The organism is Bacteroides sp. 1001136B_160425_E2 (genome assembly GCF_015559655.1).
Classification (GTDB): Bacteria; Bacteroidota; Bacteroidia; order Bacteroidales; family Bacteroidaceae; genus Bacteroides; species Bacteroides luhongzhouii.
This window is the reverse complement of record NZ_JADMQH010000028.1, coordinates 1-16,991: the sequence shown is the minus strand read 5'-3', so window position 1 is coordinate 16,991 and position 16,991 is coordinate 1. Positions and strand designations below refer to the sequence as shown.

The window sequence follows — 16,991 nt, the reverse complement described above, 5'->3', positions numbered from 1 at the left end:
AAGGAATAGGTTATCTTCTTGAATTGCTGTTTCTTTCAGAGGAACGAGAAGAGCCTTGAGTGCTATTGCTTCTCGTACTTCCGGAAGAAGAACGTCTTTCTGTTTGTCCGCTGGAAACATTGCTCCGGGTAGAGCTACCACTGCTTCGAGTAGAGCTCGAACTACCGCTACTACGGTTAGAGGTAGTACTGCTGCTACGGCTAGAAGTATGGTCACTACTGCGACTGGAATTACTGCGGCTAGAGCTACTACGACCGGAAGAACTATTGTTTCTTTCAGAACTGTTATTTCTATTATAGGAACCACTACTATCGTTTCGTCTACTTGAACTTTCCCTTGAGCTGCTACTTGTTTTTCCACTTTCACGGTTGGAACCAGTACTTGTTGAACTTCCGCTTGTCGGTCTGCGGTTAGAGTTTGAAGAACCGGAACTTGTTTCCGGGCGACGACCTGGATTACGCTCCCCTTCTACTCTATTTGTATTCCCGTTTCTATTAGGAACAACATCTTTATTCGGTCTCCCACTTCCGGACGGTGTAGACGGTCTGACAGAAGTCGAAGGTCTATCTCCTGATTCCGGACGGGGACGAGTCGACGTACCAGGCCGTGTTGTCGATGAACCCGGACGGGAAGAATTACCCGGACGTGTCGGTGCATTATGCGGACGAGTAGAAGTATTCGGGCGAAACCGGACAGAGCCGAAATCCGAACGACGATAAGAGTGATATACTCTCTGATCTCTCACCCGGTGCGATGCAGAGTAATGGTTGAAATTAGTATATCTTCCCCGATAGTAGCTTGTATGGTGAAAGTGTGGACGATAATGCGCTCCACAATAAGTACGGTAATGATAAGGCACACCGAAATAAAACAAGCTACGGTTTGGGTAATTGACGTAAACCCTGAAACTCCATTTCCCTCCGGTTACATAAATCGGCCGATAGAAATACTCTGCCCCCAGAAACCGGCGATACTGCGCATCACTCAATACCCATCGAAGATCGTCGTTACGGATATCCAGAGCTTCATAATAATCATCCAATGCCCATTCGTAACCACGCGCTACGTAATCCATTATATTACGGACAGAATAAATAAAATCGTAATTAATCTCATACGCATCATTATATTGCTGTGTACTCAAGCTCAATTCATACGCCATCTTATCGGTAAGAAAACGTGTCTCCTTACGTACCTTGCTAGTGCTCATTCCAGCCATTACGGTCATATTGGCGGTCAGACCGACAGCAAAGACTAAAAACAGTATTCGTTTCATAATTTAATCTCCTATCATTTATTATTCCGATGATATTCCTCAATAAACTTATGCATCTCATCCTTATATGCATTAGAAAATAAAATATCGATCACCTTATTAAAATTCCGTTTATCCCTTACATAAGGATACAATTTCTTCATCATCTCTACCTGGTCAGGAGTATAAGAAATCTCTTTCACTATTTTCACGCATTGATTTGAAGTGACATCATACGTTCTCAACATCTGATTGATGAGTTTCTTCTGGTCTTCATTCATGACCGTGAATTTGAGCTTATTGATGAACTCATCAAACTCCTGGTCCGTCATTAAACGAGGCTCTTCCGCCTGTTCGTGATTAGGATAAACCTCCACGGTAGTGTTTACAGCGGGGGGCACCATAACGGGATGCATCGGCGAAGGTCTGCCATACCCCCTGAACGTATCCATACTGACCACTTCTCTATTTACAAACTGGACGACTATTGTCATAGGCTCCGAGGTGAGTACAGGCGTACCGTTATCACGATGGAACTCCCATTCTTCCATATCACCGTCAAAACGCCGGAAATCAGGTTTTCCCAAAATGGACTCTACTTGTGATTGAGACATTCCCTGATGTATACCCATCACCTGTTTGGTAGATACATAGCTGGTAAAACAGCTACTAACCAATATTCCCAACGCCAAACACAGCATAAGATGTATCTTTTTCATAACCGTATCATTTTTAGTTAATAGTATCAACGCCTACCGTATTCTATCACAAAATCTTTCATCTTTTCCTTACTGGAACTAAATGTCAAGGTATTAATTACCAAAAGGAAAGCTTCTTTATCCACAATCCGGGGATACATCATCTTCATAATCTCCATCCGGTCATCATCGAATGTATAAAGTTTGGTCAGTTGGAGACATTGGGCAGATGTAAAATCAGAACCGGCCAATGCAGCATTAAGCAACTTTATACGGTCATCTTTAAAAGGCTCCTTCTTCATCTCATTATAAAACGTTTGAAAGAGCTGATCGTTCATGACCCTGTTGTAACCATATCCCGGACGGTGTTCTCCTTGTCCCGGACGATGTTCTCCCTGGCCGGGGCGGTCGGGTCTTTCCGGGTGCATGTTATCACGTCCGTCCACCCATATCTCTTTCACTCCCCGTCCATCAAAATAAACGTAGTCTTTATACAATTTTTCTCCTTTCCATACTCGCTCTCCCGGACGGGTAAAGCGGGTAGCAAACACTTCAACAGTATAATGTCCGGGATTCAAATTGGCTATAAAGCAGGTAGTAGTAGGCAAACAGATCTGGTTTCCTCCCAAGTAAACAAGAATCGGAGTATTTCCGCCGTCGATACGGATTCCTTTAACAGACTGCGCTTTTAAGGAAAGGGCAGCGAACAGGATGCAGAAACTTATTATAATCTTACGCATAGCTTATCTAGTTTTTATTATTTATATCTTTAATCTGATATCACAAAAATAGGGTGAGGAAACTCCCCACCCCAATGATTCTCTCTATTCGTATGTAGGGAAATCCCTATTCTGTTTAGGAATCCGCCAAAACAATGCCATCCTCGTGCAAGGTAATCAGACGTTTCTTATACAAGTCGCCCACGCCTTTCTTAAAGGTTTTCTTGCTGACACCAAACGTGTCGTAGATATCTTCCGCAGGACTTTTATCATTCAAACTGATTCGTCCCCCGTGCTCTTTGATATAGTCTAGCAGCGTTTTCGAAAAATCATCTATCTTTTCAAAACCGGGTTTCTGAAGAATCAAATCTACCTTACCATCTTCACGCACCTGTTTCACAAAAGCTTTCATCTCCATCCCTGTCTCCAACGGACAGAATATTTCATTTTCATACAATAAACCGCTATACTTGTCATCTATAATTGCTTTAAAGCCTAAGTCCGTCTTCTGCCAGATAAGAATATTCACCTCTGCTCCCGGAGTATATTCCGGCTTTTCTTTCGACAGATAACGTTCCACTTTTGCCGAAGCTACAATACGATAACTCTCTTCATCCACATGCGCATGAACCACATACTTCCGTCCAACCTGCATTTTCATCTTCTGCTCACGGAACGGCACAAACAGATCTTTCATCAATCCCCAGTTCAGGAAAGCTCCGTATTGATTTACCCAGGAGACTTCCAGACAAGCAAACTGTCCGACCTGCACTAACGGAGTCAGTGTCGTAGCAATCAGCCTCTCATCCATATCCAGGTAAAGAAACACATTCAAAAAATCTCCGATCTTACAATCCTCGGGCACATAGCGGGTAGGCAACAAAATTTCACCTTCTTCCCCACCATCGAGATATACGCCGAAATCGACTTCTTTCACGACTTCAAGCTGGTTGAACTTTCCTAATTCAATGCTCATATTCTTATCTATTTATTATATAGAATACAAAGATAATCTATTTTGAATAGATCTCTCAATCAGTCAGCTATAACTTTTCGTTATCGGGCAAAACTATTTGCAATGAACAATTTGCTTTCTAATATGTTAACTTTGTAGCGACAAAAAGAAAGAGTAAATTATTCACCTTTTAAACATATAAGATTATGGAATTTCTAACCAACGAGAAACTTACGATTGTGGGAGCTGCCGGAATGATCGGCTCCAACATGGCACAAACAGCCATGATGATGAAACTCACTCCGAATATTTGTCTCTATGATCCATTCGCACCTGCTTTGGAAGGAGTAGCTGAAGAACTGTATCACTGCGGTTTTGAAGGTGTCAACCTTACCTATACTTCCGACATCAAGGAAGCGCTGACCGGAGCTTCTTATATTGTTTCTTCCGGTGGGGCAGCCCGTAAGGCAGGTATGACCCGCGAAGATCTGTTGAAAGGAAATGCAGAGATTGCCGCTCAATTCGGAAAAGACGTTCATCAATATTGCCCGAACGTAAAACATATCGTTGTTATCTTTAATCCTGCGGATATCACCGGGTTGATTACTTTATTGTATTCAGGTTTGAAACCGTCACAGGTTTCTACATTGGCCGCACTGGATAGCACCCGCCTGCAAAACGAACTGGTGAGATACTTCCATATTCCTGCTTCTGACATTCAGAATTGCCGTACGTATGGCGGTCATGGAGAACAAATGGCTGTATTTGCATCTACCACCAAAATAAAAGGAGAACCCCTGACCGATTTCATCGGTACTACCCGCCTTCCGTTGACGGAATGGGAAGCACTGAAAGTACGTGTCATCCAAGGTGGAAAACATATCATCGACCTGCGCGGTCGTTCTTCTTTCCAAAGCCCGGCTTATCTGTCTATCGAAATGATTGCCGCAGCTATGGGGGGACAACCATTCCGCTGGCCTGCCGGAACGTATGTTTCCAATGGCAAATTCGACCATATCATGATGGCGATGGAAACTTCAATCACTAAAGACGGCGTCACTTATAAAGAAGTAGCCGGAACTCCTGCCGAACAGGAAGAATTGGAAAAGAGCTACGAACATTTATGTAAACTTCGTGACGAAGTGATTGAAATGGGGATCATCCCAGCCATTAAGGACTGGCATGCATTGAATCCCAATATTGACTAATCAAACAATATCAGCGAAAGCAAAAGGCCGAAACCTGACGATCTTTTTATCGTTCCGGGTTTCGGTCTTTTTATTTCATTGCCAATGTCATTCCCACGGAAGAACACTCCGGACAAATGCCTTTCAGCACATAGTTTATACTATGCAAAGTAAATCCTTTAGGCAAATCAATCACCGGGATATGGGTACCTTCCAAGCAGAATGTCCGATGACATTTCTCACAATAAAAATGCGAATGTAAATCCTGCACCACACAATTGCAAGAGTTGTCGCAAACGGCATACTTCAACGAGCCGCTTCCATCGTCTATGCTATGTATGAGGTGATGAGACAAGAAGAGAGCAATGGTACGGGATATAGTCGATTTATCAACAGTGTCGAGTAGTGTTTCGAGGTCCAGCAATGACACTGCACGCTCTGCCTGCATCATCTCTTTTATCACCAAAAGCCTTATCGCAGTTGGCTTGATATCTCTTCTGACCAGCTTATCCAAATAAATATCTTCTTCCATCTTTCTCCTATTTTATCATTTTCTGTATTCTGACGGCATTCATTATAGCAAGTAACGCAACGCCTACGTCTGCGAAGACAGCTTCCCAAAGAGTAGCGATTCCACCGGCTCCCAAAATCAACACAAGCAATTTCACTCCAAATGCCAATGATACATTCTGCCAAATAATTCTTCGTGTCAGCCTTCCTACTTTGATAGCTTCAGCTACTTTCGACGGCTGATCTGTCTGTATCACAACATCGGCTGTCTCAATAGCCGCATCACTGCCCAATCCTCCCATAGCAATACCGACGTGACTTAAAGCAAGCACCGGTGCGTCATTCATTCCATCGCCGACAAATGCAATCTGATTTGCCTCATCCTGCCGCAACTCTTCCAAGTGTTTCACTTTCCCTTCCGGCAGTAAGTCGCCATAGGCTTTCGATATGCCGAGCTTCTCCGCAAAGTTAGTAACAATACTCTGTTTATCACCGGATAATATCTGTATGTTTTCAATATTTAAAGCTTTTAAGCGGTCAATAGCTACCTTTGCGTCTTCTTTCAGGGCATCAGCCAACAACAGATAACCTGCATAACGGTTTCCAACAGCACAGACTACAATGGTATCCGTTATCTTCAATAATTCTTGCGGAAAGGATATATCAAACTTGGACAGTAACCGACAATTACCAACCAGAACCGGTATTCCGTCTATCGTTGCTTCCAATCCGAAGCCGGCATATTCTTTCGTACCGGTAACAGCTACACGTTCTATGTTTTGTTCTTTTGCATAGTTTACAATAGCTTTAGCAATCGGATGTGTACTATCACTTTCTACCGAAGCAATCAGTTTCACTAATTCTTCTTCCGAAATATCGCCTGCACTTTTACAGGCCTGCACGTCAAAGGTTCCTTTTGTCAGGGTTCCTGTTTTATCGAATACCACCGTATTGATCTTAGTGATAGCGTCCAGATAATTACCGCCTTTGAATAAAATACCCAATCGGGATGCCGCTCCGATACCACCAAAATAGCCTAATGGAATACTAACCACCAATGCGCATGGACATGAAATCACCAAAAAGACCAAAGCTCTGTATAGCCAATCATTAAATGTGAATACAAATGCAGAATTGATAAGTGAATAAACAAATGGAGATAATACAATTAATACGGCCAGTATGATAACAATCGGTGTGTAAACACGGGCAAACCTGCGAATAAACAATTCTGCCGGGGCTTTACGTTCGGCGGCATTCTGAACAAGTTCCAATATTCGGGCGAGTGCGCTCTTGTCAAAAGGTCTCGTCACTTCGAGTCGGATTACCTTGTCGGTTGCAATCATTCCGGCAAGCACTTCCTCCCCTTTCCGAATATTACGAGGCACGCTTTCGCCCGTTAATGCAGCTGTATTAAAAGCGGCAACCTCATTCTGCATGGTTCCATCAAGTGGCACTCGCTCACCTGCCTTTATTTCTATGATTTCACCGACTTTTATCTTTTTAGGACTTTCAATAACAAAATTACCCTCTCTAAGTACCAATGCTTTTTCGGGTCTTACGTCCAATAAGGCTCCGATATTACGTTTGGCCTTATCTACCGCTTTACCCTGAAACAGTTCTCCTACTGTATAAAATAGCATCACGGCTACTCCTTCCGGATATTCGCCAATATAGAAAGCTCCCAAAGTAGCAATAACCATCAGGGTGAACTCACTGAAATAGTCTTTTTCCCTGATGCTTTCCCAGGCTTCTTTCATCACCGGAATTCCTACCGGGATATAAGCTAATAAATACCAAACTAAAGCGACTGGTCTTTCACGAAAGAAAGCTAAATCCGTCACATTCATCACAATACCGCTTATCAACAAGATAAACGAAAGTCCTACTTTCCAATATTCATGGAATATCGTTTTCTTTTTATCTTCATATTTTTCGGTTGCACATTCATGTGTATGTGTGCAACAACTACAATGTCCCATACTTATTCATCCTTTATTTCTGATACAAAGGTAGCGAATGATTTGTGCAACTAAGTTGCAAAAATGATTTCAAATAAAAAAACATCCAAATAATCTCGTTTTTTAAACATTTAATCTCCCTTATTTGCTATTCATTCCATATATAAGAAATAAAGGAGAAATTATTTGTTTATTTTATCATATCTTTGTACTTCAATCATTTATATATGAAACAATACATTTTTCTGTTTTTATTTTTATTTTTGTTGTCAGGATGTGGTAAAGATGAGGATGTTCCGGTAAATAAAACCAATCCATCTGTTCCTGATAATCTAAAAGAGTGGGTAACTGACGATGTCGTTTGTCTCACAAGTAATCAGAAGGAACATATTATTGATAGTAATGAAGGAGTATTATATTTTAATGCTAATACGCCTACTGAACTATTGCCAACTACGGGAGAGATTATCCTTGAAAATGAACTTTCAGATAAATTTCCTTCAGGCTTTTATGGAAAGGTAGCACAAGTGAATAAAGAAAATGATCATTTTGTTGTAAGTACAGAATGGGTTCCACTCAGTGAAGCTTTTACATCACTTCCTGATCAAACTTTTGACATAGCTGATTATATTACAGGGTTTGTCCAGTCAGACGGAGAAGAAGCTGTAGTACAAAAACATTATGCAATAAATCCTATAACAAAAGGAATAGAACTCGGGACAGAAGTCAATATTAAACTTAAAGGAGATGGTTGGTCTGTGGAAGGTCCCTTTGACATGAAAGCTAAAATACTTTTTTCAGGTGGAGATATTCATAATTTTCGAGTTGACTTAGATTATGAGATAAAAAGTAAATTGAACGTTTCGTTTACAAAAGAAGTTGAATTTAAGAAAACGGCAACAGCTACACCTCCTAAGAAAATAGGCGAATTTATAATAAGAGTAATTCCTGCCAATGTTGTAATTACTCCAGTCATTGTGGTGTATGCTCAATTGGATGGCAACGGTAAGGTTTCATTAAGCGCATCATTAACGGCTAATTCTCGAATGCAACCATACATACAATATAATCAAGGACAATTTGGTTGCGGCTTAGAAAACCCTGCATGGCCATTGTTAGACTTCAAATTGAATGGCATTGAAATGGAGGCGGAGTTAAATGAAAGTTTAGCTCTTGCATTTCAGGCCCGTCTTTTTAATTATGAAAATATACGTATTGAGTTAGGAACTCGTCTAATATTTACAGAAAAGGCAAAATTCAGGCTTAACTACTTTAGTAATGCTTCATTGCAGAATGGAGAAGCATACGCTTCATTAAATGAAAATGAATTATCTTGCATCTTTAAGGTTTGTGTATATGCCGAAGCTGTTTGCAATTTAATAACAAAGAAAAAAGAAGATTCTAATGATAAGGAAAAGAATGAGGATAAGAAAAAGGAAATAGAAGTTAAAGGTAGTTGGGAGGAACCTATAATCCCTGAAATAGAACTTCTGAAACGAAAACTTTTACCTGCTCTTGAAGATTTAAATTTTGATGTACAGCATAAGCAGCATAAAGCGACATTTTCTTATCAATGTTCAGGGTATCTTTTCACAGAATCTGTACAGATGGGATACGCCTTATATGATTTAGATGATGAGAATAATCAGCCAATCCGCATGGTATTGAAAGATAGTTATTACGTGAAAAGTGATATGGAAGTCGGAAAACGAGTGTTTAAATTTGAGATAGAGAATTTAGAAGAGGGAAAAAATTATTATGTCCGCCCGCTATTCAAAATATATGATAAAACAATGGTATCTGACGACCGTGCTGAATATGAGATTTTAGTTGGAAAATGGCAAGTCATAACACAAATTGATACTTATATTAACAATAGTGATGGCAACCAAGCTATTTACCGTTGCAAACATCCTGGAACATTCGAGTTTAAGTCGGATAAATCTGGTGTTCAAACTGGGATGCATTACGGTGATGTGGATGATGGGACAGAGGATCCTGATGCCGATTGGCATCCTGAAGCCAAAATATTATTCAATTGGATAAAAAACGATAAGCAATTGATGATAAACATTGTCAGAACAGAGGGAATCCCGATGAATAATATTCCGACAACTATTGATGCGTTAATCGGAGATGTTACATCTGAAAAATTAGTATTCAGTTATCCAATCAATACGATACCTGAAGAAACAGCTTTCAGAGTAATAACATGTAAACGCATAGAGGAATAATCGTTTTTTAATGGATAAATAGGCACTGTTCACAATTTTGTGTAAATGGAAGACACTGTCCACAGTTTTGTGTAAATGGAAACAGGATTCAGTTGTAAGTTTCCTCAATTTAAAAATCCCTACCCTCAACTTATTTTTTTAGAACATATATCCCAATGAAATCATTAGGTTCCTGTTCTTCATCCCCAAATCTTTTGCCACTTCTACCAAACCGAAGTCATAACTTATAGCAACCTGATATTTCTTACTGAACTCAACACCTGCTTTCAAGCCAAGACCGAAGTCGAACCGCTTTAGCCCATCATCGCCAAATATATTTTCGGATGCAGAGTTACCACCAAACTCTCCTAAATCGGCAATATTACCATCAACTTTTGCTTTAGCCTTTCCAAACAAGCCGACAGCAATGTAGGGGCCCACACTACCAAATAATGCAAAGTCATCATTTACTGCATATTTATAACCAACATGTACCGGTACTTCCAAATAATACGGATTCATCTTGAAACTTGCAAGTGAGCCTGCATCAATCTTCGCACCTTTTAATGTCAACAACGCAGCAAAATCCATATATGCACCACTTGCTTCTTGCGATAACCCCAATTCAGCTTTTACACCTGCATGAAAACCTATCCTGCTGTCAAATCCGGTAATAGTGTATTTACTGACATTCATACCTGCCATCACACCCCATTTCAGATTATCCTGCGCGTTGATACTTACCACGCTTATCGCTACTAAAGCGAAAAATAACAAAACCTTTTTCATAAGAATAAATAATTTAATTATTGTTTAGAAATCATGTGCTACAAAAATAGTAAGATTTTACAGAATATCAACAAATCTTGGATGAATATAATTACCTGTTGAAAAACAAACAAGTCTGACAATGATTAATACTGATTATTAGTTGATTTCCTTTGTAATAGGGATTTTCCATATTTAACTTTGTTGGCAGAGTATTATCTCATTATTATTGAATTACCATAAACTAATTACACCATGATTAAAATTGACCTTTACACCAAATTTGTGCTGACAATTATAGCATTCTCGCTATCTGTCATAGCTTATCGCAACATTGAGTTTATTCCTTCCGCCAACGCGAATCCCGTTAGATTTGCACCTCAGGCTTCCCCTATTGATGTGAACATTGTTTCTATTCCTTATAACGGACTGGATGTAAATGTGAAAAATACAGTGAAAGCCAAGCTTGATATTCCCTACGAAGGGATAGATGTAAATGTAAAGAACAAGATAGAAGTTAAATCTTCATCCTACAAAGGACTGGACGTAAATGTTACTAATTACAAGGATTTCAAATAAACTTAATTAGTAAATATAAGGTTTCATAGCATTATTGTCCCCTATTATGCTTATATTTATAGCCATCTTTGTATCACACAAATGAGCAATGCTTTCAACGAAAATAAAGAAGTATTATGAAAAAGTCAATTAGCCTTTTTATCGCTTTTATTTTTGCGACATACAATTATGCCCAAACAAAGCCGGATAGTTCCAGGGATTCTCTAATGACACTAGACGAAATACCAGCGTGGATATTAAAGAACATCCAGTTTCCACAAGAAGCATATGAATACGGTGCAGCAGGTATCGAGCAGGTATGTATCAGTGCTTCATGGGATGGGAAAGTTTTTATAACAAGGAAATTGAATACACTAATTCCTGCTTTTGAGAAAGAAATAATGAATGTGGTAAGCAAAGCTCCCAAGTGTCGATATAACGGAAGCCAACCTCAAGACATATATAAATTCATGTTGATTGATTTCTACAAATATATCCCTGAAGACCGACAGGCAGAAATGCAGAAAATCACTTTACATACTCCACCGCGTCTGGCAAATATAACATCCAATCCTTTTTATGCCAGAGACAAATATATTGAATGGATACACAAAAATATACGAATTCCATCCATCTTGAAATGTTATTCAGATACCATCTCTTTTCAATATACGGTGACGAGAGACGGAAAAGTTAATGCTATATCCATTTTACAATGCAAGGATGACAGAGCAAAAGAAGCACTGAAACATACATTGAAAAAATCTCCCGAATGGAAGCCATCCATTGCCAACGGAACGACTCCGATAGATGTTACGATATGCGACAAGATCATCATTCAAACAGATGATAAAGGCAAACTTTTACCTTTAACCAACTATATTGATGATATATTTTGCAATACCAATAGCATACCTACCGACCCTGATATGATTATTGTCAACCCCGAAATAAAAGCGATATATAACGAAGAAGGTAGCTTTTTAAAGAATATTATGCAAGATGTAGTCATTGACAAGAAAATATCCGTGAATGGTTCGTTTATTATAGAAAGAGACGGTACAACCAGTCACATCAATATTGCCAATAGCCCTGACTCAAAGACTGATAGTATTGTCACGTCAGCTATCACCCGGACAAAATGGATTGCAGCTACCCAAGGCGGAACTCCGGTACGTACACTTTATCCATTCGGTATAAAAACCCAGCCCCGGAAGCAAAAGCAATCCCAGGAAATTTCTTATTATGACATCTTTGGCAAATATTTTATAGCCCTCCAAGCCAGTCCAATGCGAACCTCATATCGTTTCATTCAAAGAGATGGAAGCATACATAATTACCCTTTCAATAATCAGGGACTATTTGATTATGAGGCTTATTATAAAGGAATGTTATATTACCACCAACATACATCCGGTAAAAATGGAAATCTTTCAAAAAAATATTTTAATCAAATCTACAAGATATATGTCGAACATTAGGCTCTACTATAAAGTTTGAAAAACGTAAAACATCTTGCACCTTGCACTTTCGGAATTTACTAATCTAATATATAGCATTTTACAGAGTGTAAGATACAGTTGCAGATATGTGCAAGATACATTTATCTTGCACTCGGGTAAAGTTCAAAAAAGACCGCAATAAATTCATAAAACCCACGTAGTAATTTACAGAATCCATGCAGATAATGAGTTTTTCATACCTGCAAACAACTTGTTTTGTACCTTGAAACAAAGTGTTTGCTATAGGGAAACAAAGTGTTTCAAGCGCTTGAAACAAACCGGAACTGCAATCAACCGGAAGCAAGCTGTTAAGTTATTACAGAAAAGTCTTAACTTACGGATAAAACAACCGGATTTACTTGCCAGACTGGATAGATATAGTTACCTTTATAGACTATTTAATTCAATAAAAATCATGAAGGTTACTCAATTGAGAGTCAAGGAAAAAACCACTGCTTTAACTACAATGGAAATCGAAACATGGATAGAAAAAACACGAACTGAAACAAAAGCACAGCCTGTATCCGCTTTCAGAGAAGTGTTACGATATAGCCTCCCCGACTCACGCTGCTATGAAGCAGACAAATTACCGAAGATTCTTCCTGCCGCAGAATTCCGCAGAACGGAAGGTGGCATACAGATGAAAAGCTATAACGGTATAGTAGAACTCACCGTCGGTCCGCTGGCAGGCAGTTCGGAAATCGTATTAGTGAAACAACTCGCTTGGGAACAACCGCAAACGTACTGCGTTTTTACCGGTTCCAGCAAACGGACCGTGAAGATTTGGGTGAAATTTACCCGTCCCGACAATTCGCTTCCTCAAAAAAGAGAGGAAGCGGAAATATTCCACGCACATGCCTACCGACTCGCCGTGAAATGTTACCAGCCGCAAATTCCATTCAATATCTTACCGAAAGAGCCTTCGCTGGAACAATATTCACGACTATCATACGATACGGAGCTCAAGTACCGACCGAACTCAGTACCGTTTTATCTGTCGCAGCCCATGGGAATGCCCGAAGAACTATCTTATCGGGAAGCCGTACGTTCTGAAAAGTCACCGTTGACACGAGCCATACCGGGATACGATACGGAGAGAGCTATATTTATGTTCTTCGAAGCGGCGCTGAGAAAAACACATGAAGAGATTTACAAAGCAGAAGACGAAGGTGCACGTCCGAGAGAGGGAGACTTTCAGGCAATAGTGACACAATTGGCTGTCAACTGTTTTCAGTCGGGTATTCCTGAAGAAGAAACTGTGAAACGTACTATTTTTCACTATTACTTGAGAGATCAGGAAGCGATTATCCGTCAGTTAATCAAAAATGTATATAACGAGTGCGAAGGATTTGGCAAGAAAAGTAGTCTGAGCAAAGAACAGGCGCTGGCTTTCCAAACCGAGGAGTTTATGAAACGGCGTTACGAATTCCGCTACAACACCCAGATAGGTGAAGTGGAATATCGCGAACGAAATTCATTCCGGTTTTACTTCAATCCGATTGACAAACGGGTATTAAACAGCATCGCACTGGACGCACAGACAGAAGGCATCCCCTTGTGGGACAGAGATATCAGCCGGTATATATACTCCAATCGCGTATCGGTATTCAATCCGTTGGAAGATTTCCTTTACCATCTCCCGATTTGGGACGGACGTGACCGTATCCGTGGGCTTGCGCAAACTGTACCCTGCCGGAATCCGTATTGGACGGATCTGTTTCACCGCTGGTTCCTGAATATGGTAATGCATTGGCGTGGAACAGATAAAAAATATGCGAACAACGTGTCTCCCCTATTGGTAGGCGGACAAGGAACTCGTAAATCCACATTTTGCCGAAGCATTATTCCGCCTGCCATACGGGCATATTATACAGATAGTATCGATTTCTCACAAAAAAAGGAAGCTGAACGGTATCTAAATCGGTTTGCGCTGATAAACATCGATGAGTTCGACCAGATAAGCACCAATCAGCAAGGATACTTGAAGCATATTCTTCAGAAACCGGTGGTAAACATGCGCAAACCTTACGGAAATGCCGTATTGGAAATGCGGCGTTATGCATCTTTCATCGCTACGAGTAATCAAAAAGACTTGCTCACCGACCCTTCGGGTAGCCGCCGTTTTATCTGTATAGAAGTGACGGATACAATAGACAACAGCCATGCCATAGACTATGAGCAACTTTATGCACAAGCTATGTATGAGCTGGATCATAACGAACGTTATTGGTTTGACCGGGAAGAGGAACGGATGATGACGGAAAACAACCGGGAATTTGAACAGACTACACTCGAAGAGCAACTGTTCTATCGCTATTTTCGTCCGGCCAAAGAACAGGAAGAGGGTGGCGAATGGCTTTCTCCCGCAGAAATACTGGAAGATATTAACAAAAACAGTACTATTTCATTGTCTAATAAGCGGACAAGTGTATTCGGCAGGATACTCTGCAAGCACAATATTCCTTCCAAACGTGCCAATCGAGGTACTCTCTATCATGTTGTAAGGCTTTCATTATAAAAAATAGATGCGTGCAAGATAAAAGTATCTTGCACGCATCTGCAACCGTATCTTACACTCGATAATCAATTATTATTCAGCAGATTAACCGCAAGAAGTGCAAGGTGGCAGATAATTACCACTTATATTCTTCTGTGTAGGATTCAAATGACGGCTCCTCCGTAATCCCTTTCTGACGGAAAATTCTACGAATATATTCTTGCTGTTCAGGAGACAGATATTTTTCTTTACGATAGAAGCGGTAATATAGTCCCCGCCCGAAATGGCTTAACATCATACTTTTAAGCTGTTCCGCATCCTTATGGGGCACATTATCCAACAAGCGCTTAACTCCCCACGCTACGCGTATTTTCTGTATCGACTTATAAAAAGAACAAGTATTCGCATCCTCCGGAATGCAATGGGGGTTTACTACAGACAGAGTAGGATACTGATCGGTACTATGCATTGCTACCAAGCGATGCAGACATTTTTCTCCTTTCGGACATTGGTTGTTGAAGCAGTGGGTAAAACCATAGGGCACTGCCTGGTAGTCAAAATCATCTTCCATTATCATATTTTATTTTGCTTTCTTATTTGACGAAACAAAGTTACAGCAAATTGATTAGTAAGACAATTTATATCGCAATTTATTATCCGTCTTTTCAATAAAAGGAAAGAAAACTTTGTTATTCTCCAAAGAATACATACTTTTGTAACAGCCGTTACTGTAACCAGCGTTACTAACACTAAATCATTGATTATGAAATTTTATAATAGAGAAGAGGAGCTTAAAGAGTTGAAGAGAATTCAGCAATTGGCATTCGAGGAGAATTCAAGAATGACAGTCGTCACGGGGCGTCGTAGGATTGGAAAAACAAGTCTTATTATGAAAGCAGTTGAACAATCGCCCACTGTTTACCTGTTTGTAGGTCGTAAGAATGAAGCTACTCTATGCGAAGAGTTCATACCACTTATCACACAGTCCTTACAAACTTTTGTACCGGGAGAAATCCGGAGTTTCCGAAGCTTGTTTCAATACCTGATGCAACTTGCCACCCAACAAGCTTTCAATCTGGTTATTGACGAGTTTCAGGAATTTTATAATATCAATGAATCCATATTCAGCGATATGCAAAATATATGGGATCAACATCGGAAATCCTCACACATGAATTTAATCGTCAGTGGTTCCATCTACTCTCTGATGCAAAAGATTTTTCAAGATAATAAAGAGCCACTTTTCGGGCGGGCGGACAATATAATTAAACTGTCAGCGTTCAGCCTTCCTGTTTTAAAGGAAATAATGCATGAGTATGCACCGGCACATTCGAATGACGACCTTTTAGCTCTTTATACTTTTACCGGTGGAGTCCCTAAATACGTAGAACTTTTTTGCGACAATCATGCACTTAGTGTAGAAAGCATGATTCATTTTATGGTTCGCGACAATTCTCCCTTTACCGAAGAAGGCAAAAATCTACTGGTGGAAGAATTCGGGAAGAATTACGGAACCTATTTCTCTATTCTGAGTGCGATTGCCGGGGGGAGAAACACACAAGCCGAAATCGAGGCAACACTAGGAGAAAAAAGCATAGGTGGATACTTGAAGCGTCTGATAGATGATTATAATATCATCATTCGTCAACGTCCGATTCTGGCAAAAGAAGGTTCGACAACTGTCCGGTACGAGATATGCGATAATTTTATCAGACTTTGGTTCAACTATTTCGACCGCAACCGTTCATTGATAGAAATTAAAAACTTTGTAGGATTACGCACTATTATAGAAACCGATTATCCTACTTATAGTGGAAAAATACTGGAACTTTACTTCAAACAAAAATTTGCAGAGAGTTATCAATTCCGAGCCATCGGTTCGTGGTGGGAAGCCAAAGGTAATCTAAATGAAATAGACATCGTCGCACTCCGTTTGGAAAAGAATAAAGCAGTAGTTGCAGAAGTTAAACGCCAACGTAAAAACTTTAAACCGGAGTTACTGGCACAGAAAGTTGAACATCTAAAGAAAAAATTATTACCCCGATATTCTATTGAGACAATGTGCCTGTCACTGGAAGACATGTAATACTCAGGGATATTCAGTAAATGTTCCTCTTTCTAAAAAATCAAGAGAAAAGCTTTGCTTTACGTGAGCTTTTCTCTTGATT

Annotated in this window: 14 protein-coding genes; 6 read left to right on the top strand and 8 right to left on the bottom strand. The window is 40.0% G+C overall.

Annotated elements, in window-relative coordinates:
* Positions 1–10 precede the first annotated feature (10 nt).
* The 4 genes from I2I04_RS21480 to I2I04_RS21465 form a co-directional block, all read right to left on the bottom strand.
* Positions 11–1,276, bottom strand: a complete 1,266-nt coding sequence (locus tag I2I04_RS21480) for a hypothetical protein (protein ID WP_195655842.1) — start codon at positions 1,274–1,276, stop codon at positions 11–13.
* Between the two features lie 14 nt (positions 1,277–1,290).
* Complete coding sequence (locus I2I04_RS21475) at positions 1,291–1,974, bottom strand: DUF4476 domain-containing protein (protein ID WP_195655841.1); 684 nt, start codon at positions 1,972–1,974, stop codon at positions 1,291–1,293.
* Between the two features lie 26 nt (positions 1,975–2,000).
* Positions 2,001–2,693, bottom strand: coding sequence for a DUF4476 domain-containing protein (locus tag I2I04_RS21470; RefSeq protein ID WP_143260228.1), 693 nt, complete (start codon positions 2,691–2,693; stop codon positions 2,001–2,003).
* A 115-nt stretch (positions 2,694–2,808) separates the two neighbouring features.
* The gene (locus tag I2I04_RS21465) at positions 2,809–3,648 is read right to left on the bottom strand and encodes a S1 RNA-binding domain-containing protein (RefSeq protein ID WP_195655840.1); all 840 of its coding nucleotides are present in this window, start codon (positions 3,646–3,648) and stop codon (positions 2,809–2,811) included.
* A 185-nt stretch (positions 3,649–3,833) separates the two neighbouring features.
* Here I2I04_RS21465 and I2I04_RS21460 point away from each other — a divergent pair, with 185 nt between their 5' ends.
* The gene (locus I2I04_RS21460) at positions 3,834–4,835 is read left to right on the top strand and encodes a malate dehydrogenase (protein ID WP_195655839.1); all 1,002 of its coding nucleotides are present in this window, start codon (positions 3,834–3,836) and stop codon (positions 4,833–4,835) included.
* Positions 4,836–4,905: 70 nt separating this feature from the next.
* Here the strand turns inward: I2I04_RS21460 and I2I04_RS21455 are convergent, their stop codons facing one another.
* Together I2I04_RS21455 and I2I04_RS21450 are read right to left on the bottom strand one after the other, a co-directional pair.
* Positions 4,906–5,346, bottom strand: a complete 441-nt coding sequence (locus tag I2I04_RS21455; protein WP_195470577.1) for a Fur family transcriptional regulator — start codon at positions 5,344–5,346, stop codon at positions 4,906–4,908.
* Positions 5,347–5,353: 7 nt separating this feature from the next.
* Positions 5,354–7,306, bottom strand: coding sequence for a heavy metal translocating P-type ATPase (locus I2I04_RS21450; protein WP_195655838.1), 1,953 nt, complete (start codon positions 7,304–7,306; stop codon positions 5,354–5,356).
* Between the two features lie 206 nt (positions 7,307–7,512).
* On the opposite strand from I2I04_RS21450, the gene I2I04_RS21445 reads away from it, so the two are divergent.
* The gene (locus I2I04_RS21445; protein ID WP_195655837.1) at positions 7,513–9,519 is read left to right on the top strand and encodes a lipoprotein; all 2,007 of its coding nucleotides are present in this window, start codon (positions 7,513–7,515) and stop codon (positions 9,517–9,519) included.
* A 138-nt stretch (positions 9,520–9,657) separates the two neighbouring features.
* On the opposite strand, the gene I2I04_RS21440 is transcribed toward I2I04_RS21445, so the two are convergent.
* Positions 9,658–10,287 carry a porin family protein gene (locus I2I04_RS21440; protein WP_195655836.1) on the bottom strand — a complete coding sequence of 210 codons (630 nt, stop codon included), beginning with the start codon at positions 10,285–10,287 and terminating at the stop codon, positions 9,658–9,660.
* A gap of 234 nt (positions 10,288–10,521) precedes the next feature.
* Here I2I04_RS21440 and I2I04_RS21435 point away from each other — a divergent pair, with 234 nt between their 5' ends.
* The 3 genes from I2I04_RS21435 to I2I04_RS21425 all read left to right on the top strand — a co-directional run bounded on the left by I2I04_RS21435 (position 10,522) and on the right by I2I04_RS21425 (position 14,844).
* Positions 10,522–10,845 (top strand): hypothetical protein, encoded by a 324-nt coding sequence (locus I2I04_RS21435; protein ID WP_195655835.1) that lies wholly within the window; start codon positions 10,522–10,524, stop codon positions 10,843–10,845.
* Positions 10,846–10,961: 116 nt separating this feature from the next.
* On the top strand, positions 10,962–12,305 hold the full coding sequence (locus I2I04_RS21430) for an energy transducer TonB (RefSeq protein WP_195655834.1): 1,344 nt from the start codon (positions 10,962–10,964) through the stop codon (positions 12,303–12,305).
* A 436-nt stretch (positions 12,306–12,741) separates the two neighbouring features.
* Positions 12,742–14,844, top strand: a complete 2,103-nt coding sequence (locus I2I04_RS21425; protein ID WP_195655833.1) for a BT4734/BF3469 family protein — start codon at positions 12,742–12,744, stop codon at positions 14,842–14,844.
* A 115-nt stretch (positions 14,845–14,959) separates the two neighbouring features.
* Here I2I04_RS21425 and I2I04_RS21420 read toward each other — a convergent pair whose 3' ends face one another.
* The gene (locus tag I2I04_RS21420) at positions 14,960–15,394 is read right to left on the bottom strand and encodes a DUF6078 family protein (RefSeq protein ID WP_195655832.1); all 435 of its coding nucleotides are present in this window, start codon (positions 15,392–15,394) and stop codon (positions 14,960–14,962) included.
* Positions 15,395–15,586: 192 nt separating this feature from the next.
* Between I2I04_RS21420 and I2I04_RS21415 the strand changes: the two genes are divergently transcribed.
* On the top strand, positions 15,587–16,909 hold the full coding sequence (locus tag I2I04_RS21415; RefSeq protein ID WP_195655831.1) for an ATP-binding protein: 1,323 nt from the start codon (positions 15,587–15,589) through the stop codon (positions 16,907–16,909).
* Positions 16,910–16,991 lie beyond the last annotated feature (82 nt).